The sequence below is a fragment of the Megasphaera sp. DJF_B143 genome (assembly GCF_900320625.1).
Lineage (GTDB): Bacteria > Bacillota > Negativicutes > Veillonellales > Megasphaeraceae > Megasphaera > Megasphaera hexanoica.
On sequence record NZ_ONTA01000214.1, the window covers coordinates 1 to 7,823 of the forward strand.

At 49.5% G+C, this 7,823-nt stretch carries 9 protein-coding genes; 2 read left to right on the top strand and 7 right to left on the bottom strand.

Going from position 1 to position 7,823, the window contains the following annotated elements; all coding sequences use genetic code 11:
* The coding region (locus DBO31_RS06485) for a phosphotransferase family protein (RefSeq protein ID WP_150824736.1) at positions 1–543 on the top strand (543 nt) is incomplete at its 5' end.
* A 59-nt stretch (positions 544–602) separates the two neighbouring features.
* Here DBO31_RS06485 and DBO31_RS06490 read toward each other — a convergent pair.
* From DBO31_RS06490 to ispE, 5 genes are read right to left on the bottom strand one after another with little or no spacing between them, the layout of a single operon-like run.
* Positions 603–2,003, bottom strand: a complete 1,401-nt coding sequence (locus DBO31_RS06490) for an FAD-binding oxidoreductase (RefSeq protein ID WP_113855445.1) — start codon at positions 2,001–2,003, stop codon at positions 603–605.
* A gap of 18 nt (positions 2,004–2,021) precedes the next feature.
* A complete protein-coding gene (gene larA / locus DBO31_RS06495) occupies positions 2,022–3,332 on the bottom strand; it encodes a nickel-dependent lactate racemase (protein WP_150824737.1) in 1,311 nt (436 codons plus the stop codon).
* The gene (locus DBO31_RS09395) at positions 3,329–3,490 is read right to left on the bottom strand and encodes a hypothetical protein (RefSeq protein WP_170087610.1); all 162 of its coding nucleotides are present in this window, start codon (positions 3,488–3,490) and stop codon (positions 3,329–3,331) included. Before DBO31_RS09395 ends, larA begins: the two co-directional genes overlap by 4 nt.
* 18 nt (positions 3,491–3,508) lie before the next feature.
* Entirely contained in the window at positions 3,509–4,255 is a 747-nt protein-coding gene (locus DBO31_RS06500; protein ID WP_113855443.1) for a GntR family transcriptional regulator, read from the bottom strand.
* Positions 4,256–4,260: 5 nt separating this feature from the next.
* Entirely contained in the window at positions 4,261–5,115 is an 855-nt protein-coding gene (gene ispE / locus DBO31_RS06505) for a 4-(cytidine 5'-diphospho)-2-C-methyl-D-erythritol kinase (RefSeq protein WP_150824738.1), read from the bottom strand.
* Positions 5,116–5,352: 237 nt separating this feature from the next.
* Between ispE and DBO31_RS06510 the strand changes: the two genes are divergently transcribed.
* Entirely contained in the window at positions 5,353–6,288 is a 936-nt protein-coding gene (locus DBO31_RS06510; RefSeq protein ID WP_075581997.1) for a YitT family protein, read from the top strand.
* 83 nt (positions 6,289–6,371) lie between these two features.
* On the opposite strand, the gene phoU is transcribed toward DBO31_RS06510, so the two are convergent.
* A complete protein-coding gene (phoU, locus tag DBO31_RS06515) occupies positions 6,372–7,022 on the bottom strand; it encodes a phosphate signaling complex protein PhoU (RefSeq protein WP_150824739.1) in 651 nt (216 codons plus the stop codon).
* Between the two features lie 20 nt (positions 7,023–7,042).
* The gene (pstB, locus tag DBO31_RS06520; protein ID WP_150824740.1) at positions 7,043–7,768 is read right to left on the bottom strand and encodes a phosphate ABC transporter ATP-binding protein PstB; all 726 of its coding nucleotides are present in this window, start codon (positions 7,766–7,768) and stop codon (positions 7,043–7,045) included.
* Positions 7,769–7,823 lie beyond the last annotated feature (55 nt).

Here is a 7,823-nt window from a genome sequence, read left to right on the forward strand (position 1 = left end):
ACAAATCCCTTTCCCAACCGTTTTGACTGGCTGTCAGAACTATCGAAATACGAAGAAATCATAAAGGAACAGCACGGTGAATTATTTACCGATCACAATGTCATTAAAGAACAGTTATGCACCTGGCAGGATACGTACGACGCCTCTCCTGTCCTCGTCCCCTGTCATAATGATACGGTCCCGGAAAATTTTCTCGTCAGCATGACGACGGGAGATGCCTATCTCATCGACTGGGAATATGCCGGCATGAACAGTCTGTACTGGGATATCGCCGGTTATATACTGGAGTCCCGACTCCCTGCTTTCGCTATAGACTATCTGCTGCAGCACTATTTCCAGCGTCCTGTCTCCGATGACGAACTGATGAAAATTAAGATTTCCATGCTGGAACAGGATTTCCTATGGACAAACTGGGCCCTCATACGCCACTATAATGGCGATGATTTTCTCGATTACTGTGCGTTCCGGTATGAACGGCTGCGAAAGAATATGGACCTGCTCAAAGAAGACATGCATGCTGATTTAAAAAATCTTGTCCTATGACAAAAGAGGCATCTCCTCGCGTTCAAGACGTAATGAGATGCCTCTTTATCTTGCTATGTTTATTCTTCTATATGGATGACTTTATCGGGGTTTAAGATATCGTTGGGGTCGAGTGCCCGTTTAATGGTTTTCATCAGTTCCAGTTCAACCGGATCGGCACATCGTTCCAGATAGGGCATCCGCTTGTATCCGATGCCATGTTCACCGGAAAGGCGTCCCCCCAGTTTATAGACATAGGGATAGGCAAAGTCACGGAAAGCGGCTACTTGTTTTTTCCATTCTTCGTCGCTCATATCGCGCTTCATAATCTGGAAGTGAAGGTTTCCATCACCGGCATGAGCCAGACAGAACAGAAGGAAATCGTATTTTTTACTTTCTGCCACTAAGGTCTGGATGCACTCTGCAATTTTAGGCACCGGCACGACCAGATCTTCGGACGTAGCCACTTTCGACAACGCCCGCGTACTTTCCAGGCAATTGCGGCGTACTTTCCAGACACGGTCATCGGCTTCCACCACGTCCGTAGCACCTGCTTTTTCACAGATAGATGCCAGTATATCCATCTTGGCATCGAGTTCTGCTTCACTGAACGTTTCGATAGAAATAATATCATAGAACCCGTCTTCATAATGGGGCAGGCGCAATTCACTATAATCACTGGCCCGGCGGACGAAGTTGTTATCCATAAATTCTACAGACGTCGGATTGAGTCCGGCCTTTACCAGTTTCGGCACCAGGGCCGTCGCCTTGGCAAGATCCGTAAAGACAGCCAGCACGTCCAGCTTGTACGGGCAGAGCGGCACCAGCTTGAGTGTGACCTGGGTAATGATGCCCAGCGTACCTTCCGACCCGATAATCAGCTGGTCCAGGCAATATCCGGTCGAGCATTTTTTTAAGGGTGCTCCCAGATGTGTGATTTTACCGTTGGGTAAAACGACTTCAATGGCATAGACCTGATGTCGTGTCGTTCCATAGCGGACGGCCTTATTTCCGCCGGCATTGGTAGCCAGATTGCCTCCGATGAGACAGCTGTCTGCACTGCACGGGTCCCCGGCATACATCAGTCCTCTGGCCTTGGCTGCATTTTGTATGTCTGACGTGCGGGCCCCGGCCTGGGCGACGAGATACATGCCGTCTTCGTTAATTTCCAGGATGCGGTTCATCCGTTCCATCAGAAGGACGATGCCTCCACAGACGGGAACGGCCCCGCAGCTGACACTGGTCCCGGCACTGCGCGGAGTGACGGGTATCTTGTATTGGTTCGCCACCTCCATGATACGCGCGACTTCTTCCGTACTTCCCGGCGCTACGACGACTTCCGGCAGATGCCACATATCGGGAGCCAGGCTTTCATCAGACTGATAGGCCGCCAGTACATCCGGATTGGTCTTGACATATTTTTCTCCGGTGATCTGCTGCAGTGCCTGTATCACATCGCCGGTTACGGGATTATATTTCATAAGTGTATATCCTTTCTATTACGTATCAATATTACATAGCACAGGAAGTGTAGCCGCCGCATGACTCATGATGGTAACGCCATAATCACGGCATCCCTCCTCTTCCAAGACGGTCCGGGCCATCTGCCAGGCCTCTTCCAGCGTAGCCGCCGGAATCTGGCCGCTTCGGCGGATGACATCAAAATTTTCTTTCCGTGTCACGACGTATACGGCCTTCATCGACTGAATGATGCAGCGTGCCTTAAAGGCAACAAATCCGGGCATGAGGAACTGATTGCGCAGTTCGCGTTCACACGCATCCAGGTCATTGCGGAAAAACCAGTCCGTAAAAATAGCCGGTTCCTGAATGTCAGGACATTCCAGTGTAAAGATGAGTATTCCTCCCGGTCTGGTCGCCAGGACGGCATTCATGTGCGCCTTCACAGACTGATACAGATTCAGGTCCTTGGGATATCCGCCGGCAGACGCTATAGTCACATCGGCCAGCTTCTGTATCGGTACACTCCCTATACGAAGCAAATCACGGCATCCTTTTTCCCATGCTGTATTCCAGTGACCGGCTACGACTTCATATAAATCCCCGTCAGGTGTAAATACGGTATTGATGAGAAAGTCGGGCCGGACCATGGCACAGGCTTCCTTCATATCTTCATGGAAGGGATTTCTCTCTAGAGCTCCGGCATGACAACCGGGATGACAGCCACCGCCCGGAACCTCTGAAAGAGCCAGGGAGTGATTGCGCATAATCGTATCAAAGCCGGCAATCCCTGGCAATACGGCTTTCCTCCCGCCGCCAAATCCGGCCATGGGATGGAAGGAAACGGCTCCCGTCAGGATCAGTTTATCGGCCTTTGCCGCCAGGGAATTGATATAGACATCATTACCAAAGCTCGTACGGCCCACGCAGGTCAGGGCACTGGCATCATGGCAGTCATGCTGGACGATGTGCAGGCGGCGCACCATATCGCTGCCGCAGACTATTTCATTTTCTTGTTCCGTGTGAGCCCGGTGGGTTCCCTGGGAAACGAGGACCGTGATCTGATGGTCCTGTACGCCAATACGGTTCAATTCCTGCACCAGTACGGGCAGCATGCGGTCCGTATGAACCAGCCGGGTTATATCACTGACGACGATGCAGACCGTATCGGACGGCTGTATGATATCATCCAGAGGCTGGCAGTCAATGGGATGACGCAGGGCCTCCCGTACAGCCTGTTCTTCGTCCTCAACGGCTTCCGCATGAGGGCCATGCAAATCATATAATACATGGTCTTCCGGTATATCTGCCTTTTGATTTCCTTTTCCATAGGGCAATACATATGTCTTCATTCAAATAACCCCCAATGTCCCATATATATGGCCACCAGGACCCGGACAAATAACAATACAAACAGCATAAATGCCAGAATAAAGAGAAATTCTTCAAAATCGTCATCGCGGTCAAACTTATGCCGGAATGTTTTCAAACAATGAGTCAACTGATGCATGAGCGTCACACCTGCCTGTTACGAATGCTCTTCAGGAGAATGAGGAAACAGTTCGTGTACCCAGCGGGCCGATTCCTCATCCTTGCTGATGCCTTTGAGCAGTGTTTTTTCAGAATTTTCCATATGTTTTTTCGCAATTTTACGCGCCTGTGCACTATTGTGGTTGGCTATATTTTCCACGAGCTGCCGGTGTTCTTCCCAGGTTGCTGCCAGGCGGCCCGGATAGTGCATGGAAATAGAACGGAAACGCAGCATCTGTTCCCTGAGGTTATTCAGTATATCGACGAGCCGGTTATTGCGGCTGGCATGGTACAGAACGTCGTGGAATCGGATGTCGGCATCGACGATCTTATCGAAATCATCATTGGCAATATACTCGTTAATTTCTACGAGTATCCGTTCCAGGTCCTCCAGTTCATCGGGTGTAATCCGTTCTGCCGCCAGCCCCGCCGACAATTCTTCGAGAGCACTGCGGATTTCAAAGACCTGGGCAATATCCTTGAGAGAAATATCAGCCACATAGGTACCGCGTCTCGGCACCATGACGACAAACCCTTCCAGCTCCAGTTTGCGGATGGCTTCCCGGATAGGCGTGCGGCTGACCCCCAGTTCATCGGCCAGTTGGATTTCCATGAGCCGTTCGCCCGGTTTTAAAACACCATCTTTAATCGCTTTGCGCAATGACTCACTGACGACTTCGCGCAGTGGTTTATACGCATCTAATTTAATCGGTTCCAGCTTTGTATGTCTTGTATTCGTTTCCATCGTATTCAATCCCCCGTAACTAATGTACTGGTAAAGATATCGGCATCACCTGCCAGCTGCCGCAGCCGTCCCGCAACCTCATGATGTTTCAGAGAAGGCGGAACGAGTGCAAAGAGAGTCGGGCCACTGCCTGACATGAGCGGTTTCAGTCCTTCTTTGCGCAATAACTGTTTGAACCGGCTGATTTCCGGCACGTCGGGAATGACCAGTTCTTCAAAGGTATTTCCCAGTGCCGACGTAACCCGTTCCAACAGGCCGGCCCGTACGGCTTCTTCCTGGGCATTGATATCGACCGGAGAACGTACAGGCTGGGAATCAAACAGGCTGTACGCTCTACCCGTATGAACGGCAATATGTGGATGGACGATGAGTACAGGCCAGTCTGGCAGCGAAGGCAGTTTTTTCAGTATTTCCCCAATGCCCGTACCGCGGGCCGTACCACCGCGGATACAAAAGGGAACGTCTGCACCGAGACGTGCGCCGATATGACACAAACGGTCGTAGGAAAGACCCAGGTGCCAGAGCCGGTTCAGGCCGCGCAGAACAGCGGCACAATCGGTACTGCCACCGGCCAATCCGGCAGCGATAGGGATTTTCTTGATGATATGGATACGGACGCCTGCCCTGCCCTTGCAATACGGCCTCAGCGCTTCATACGCCTTGTAGGCCAGGTTAGACTGGTCACAGGGAAGAGCTGGTTCAGAGCAGGAAATTTCCAAAGAATCCGCTTGTTCCAGCTGAATCGTGTCACACAGGCCGATAGACTGGAATACCGTGTCAATGTCATGGTATCCATCTTCACGTCTGCCCGTAATCTGCAGCGCCAGATTGATTTTTCCATATGCTTTTTCTTCTATCATGTTATATCTCCTGTTCTCTGTCCATGATACGCCGTATTTTTCTATTGGGATTTACATTTTTTTGTGTTGAATTAAAACTTACGTATGCTATAATGATGAGACAGCCGGATATCCATGTGACAGGCCGTGTACCGGCGGGCATACGTATACATACAATGCCTGTATTGTAATCTTCATTATAATGTTTTTTTTCGCATTTTACAACGTACTTTCAACTATTCAGATCAGGGAGGCATCATGAAAGTAAAAGAAGATTTCAATTTGAAAGAGTTTCTGATTCCGTACATCGCCACCACCATTGGAAGCTTTATCGCCGCAGCGGGGGTCACGGCATTTTTCATTCCCCACCATCTCCTGAGCGGAGGAATTGGCGGTATTTCCATTCTCATTTATTACCTGACAGGCCTTCCCATCGGTATCGGCATGTTCATCCTGAATATACCAATCATGGCAGCCTGTTATAAGTTCATGGGCCGTCAGTATACGATACTCAGTATTGTCGGAACGATTGTTATTTCCATTGCCTTCGATGCCACGGCCTTTCTGACCGACCTGATGCTTGTCAAGGACCCGATTATTTCCGCCATTACCGGCGGTGCCGTAAACGGTCTCGGCATGGGAATCATTTACAAGTACAACGGAAACAGCGGCGGCCTGGATGTCGTCGGAGCCATCGTGAAAAAATATTATTCCCTGGAAATGGGGAATGTCGTCATGATTCTCAACGGCTTCATCCTTATTTTTGCAGCTTACTTATTCACGCTGGAACTGGCTGTCCTGACCTTCGTCGGAGTCTATATTTCTGCCTTTGTCACCAACAAAGTCGTCGTCGGGCTCAAACAGCGCAAATCGGTCGTCATCATTTCAAACCGGGCCAGCATGATTGCCCAGGTCCTGATGCGCTATACCGGTCATGGCGCCACGTATCTCCATGGTCAGGGTGCTTATACGATGCAGGATAAGCAGATTGTCTATGCCATCATTAAACTGACGGAAGTATCTAAGGTAAAAGAACTGGTAAACAAACTGGATCCCCAGGCATTCATGATCATCAGCGACGCATCAGAAGTCGTAGGACAGGGTTTTACCCGCCCGGCTGCCAAAGATGATGATATACAGAAATCGTCCATGGGAATTCCCCACACAAAAAACACACTGCCACCGGAATATTAATCGGATTACATCAAAAGGGCTGTCACACGAAGCAGAATTGTTTCGTGTGACAGCCCTTCTTACGGTATAAAACAAACGAAATACTATATGCGCAGTTCGTTCGTATCGCGGTATATGAGCCATTCGGCAATGTTGTTGGCATGGTCGGCCATGCGTTCAATATATTTCACCACCAGGACGATGGCGATATAATCACGGGAGTTTTCCGGATGGGCTGTAATTTCTTTAGAGATTTCTGCCATGATAGAATTAAATGCCATATCGACAATATCATCCTTGTCACGCATCATCCCGGCACGGCCAGCTGATCCTTTTTCTTTATAAAAATCGATGACATCGCTGACCATAGACGACATGACGCCATACATTTCCCTAAGGCCTGCCGGCAGGGGTCTATTATGGTGCGTTTTTTCCAGATGGATGACATAATGGCTGATATCGGCACAGTGATCAGCTATCCGTTCCAGATCGGAAAGGATTTTCAATGTAGCCATCAGAGCGCGGTAATCGGCTGCAACAGGGCCCTGCATCATGCTGATCGTCAGGTCTTTTTTCATGCAGTCCCTGACCATCGTATCGATTTCATCATCGCCGTTATAAATCCGGTTAGCCAGTTCGATGTCTTTCTGTTCCAGTGCTTTCCAGGCATTATCGACGGCCTGCTCCACTTTTATGCCTAATTCGATCATTTCATTGCGCAGTTCCGTCACGGATTTCTCGTAAACTTCTAACATAATGTATAGACGCTCCCCTCTTAGCCGAACCGGCCTGTAATGTATTCTTCCGTCTTCGGATTGGACGGATTGGTGAACATATCCAGCGTATTATTGAATTCAATCAGTTCCCCCAAAAGGAAAAACGCTGTCTTATCGGATATACGGCGTGCCTGCTGCATGCTGTGCGTTACGATGACGATGGTATAATTTTCTTTTAATTCCAGTGCCAGATCTTCGATTTTCTGTGTGGAAATCGGGTCCAGTGCCGACGTCGGTTCGTCCATGAGAATGACCGACGGGTCAGCTGCCAGCGTGCGGGCAATGCACAGACGCTGCTGCTGGCCGCCGGAAAGGCCAAGGGCACTCTTCTGGAGACGGTCCTTCATTTCATCCCAGCAGGCTGCCTGACGGAGACTTTTTTCAACGATTTCATCGAGTTTCTGTTTATTTTTAATGCCCTGGATACGTGGTCCGTAGGCGATATTTTCGTAGATGCTCTTAGGGAAGGGGGTCGGCTGCTGGAAAACCATGCCGACGCGGTAGCGCAAAGCCAGGGGATCGACTTCTTTAAAAATATCTTTTCCTTCAAAGAGAATTTTACCGGTGACACGACATCCCTCCACCCAGTCATTCATGCGATTCAGTGTTTTCAAAAACGTCGATTTTCCGCAGCCGGAAGGTCCGATGAGGGCAGTGATTTCATGTTTTTTTATTTTCATACTGATACTATTCAGCGCCTGGAAATCACCATAGAACAAATCCATATCGGTAACGTCAAATGTATATTCCGCTGTGCCAGCAGCTTCCTGTGCTACAGCT

Coding starts and splice junctions, on each gene's coding strand:
- DBO31_RS06490 (WP_113855445.1), bottom strand. CDS start 2,003: ATGAAATATAATCCCGTAACCGGCGATGTGATACAGGCACTGCAGCAG.
- larA (WP_150824737.1), bottom strand. CDS start 3,332: ATGAAGACATATGTATTGCCCTATGGAAAAGGAAATCAAAAGGCAGAT.
- DBO31_RS09395 (WP_170087610.1), bottom strand. CDS start 3,490: ATGCATCAGTTGACTCATTGTTTGAAAACATTCCGGCATAAGTTTGAC.
- DBO31_RS06500 (WP_113855443.1), bottom strand. CDS start 4,255: ATGGAAACGAATACAAGACATACAAAGCTGGAACCGATTAAATTAGAT.
- ispE (WP_150824738.1), bottom strand. CDS start 5,115: ATGATAGAAGAAAAAGCATATGGAAAAATCAATCTGGCGCTGCAGATT.
- DBO31_RS06510 (WP_075581997.1), top strand. CDS start 5,353: ATGAAAGTAAAAGAAGATTTCAATTTGAAAGAGTTTCTGATTCCGTAC.
- phoU (WP_150824739.1), bottom strand. CDS start 7,022: ATGTTAGAAGTTTACGAGAAATCCGTGACGGAACTGCGCAATGAAATG.
- pstB (WP_150824740.1), bottom strand. CDS start 7,768: ATGGATTTGTTCTATGGTGATTTCCAGGCGCTGAATAGTATCAGTATG.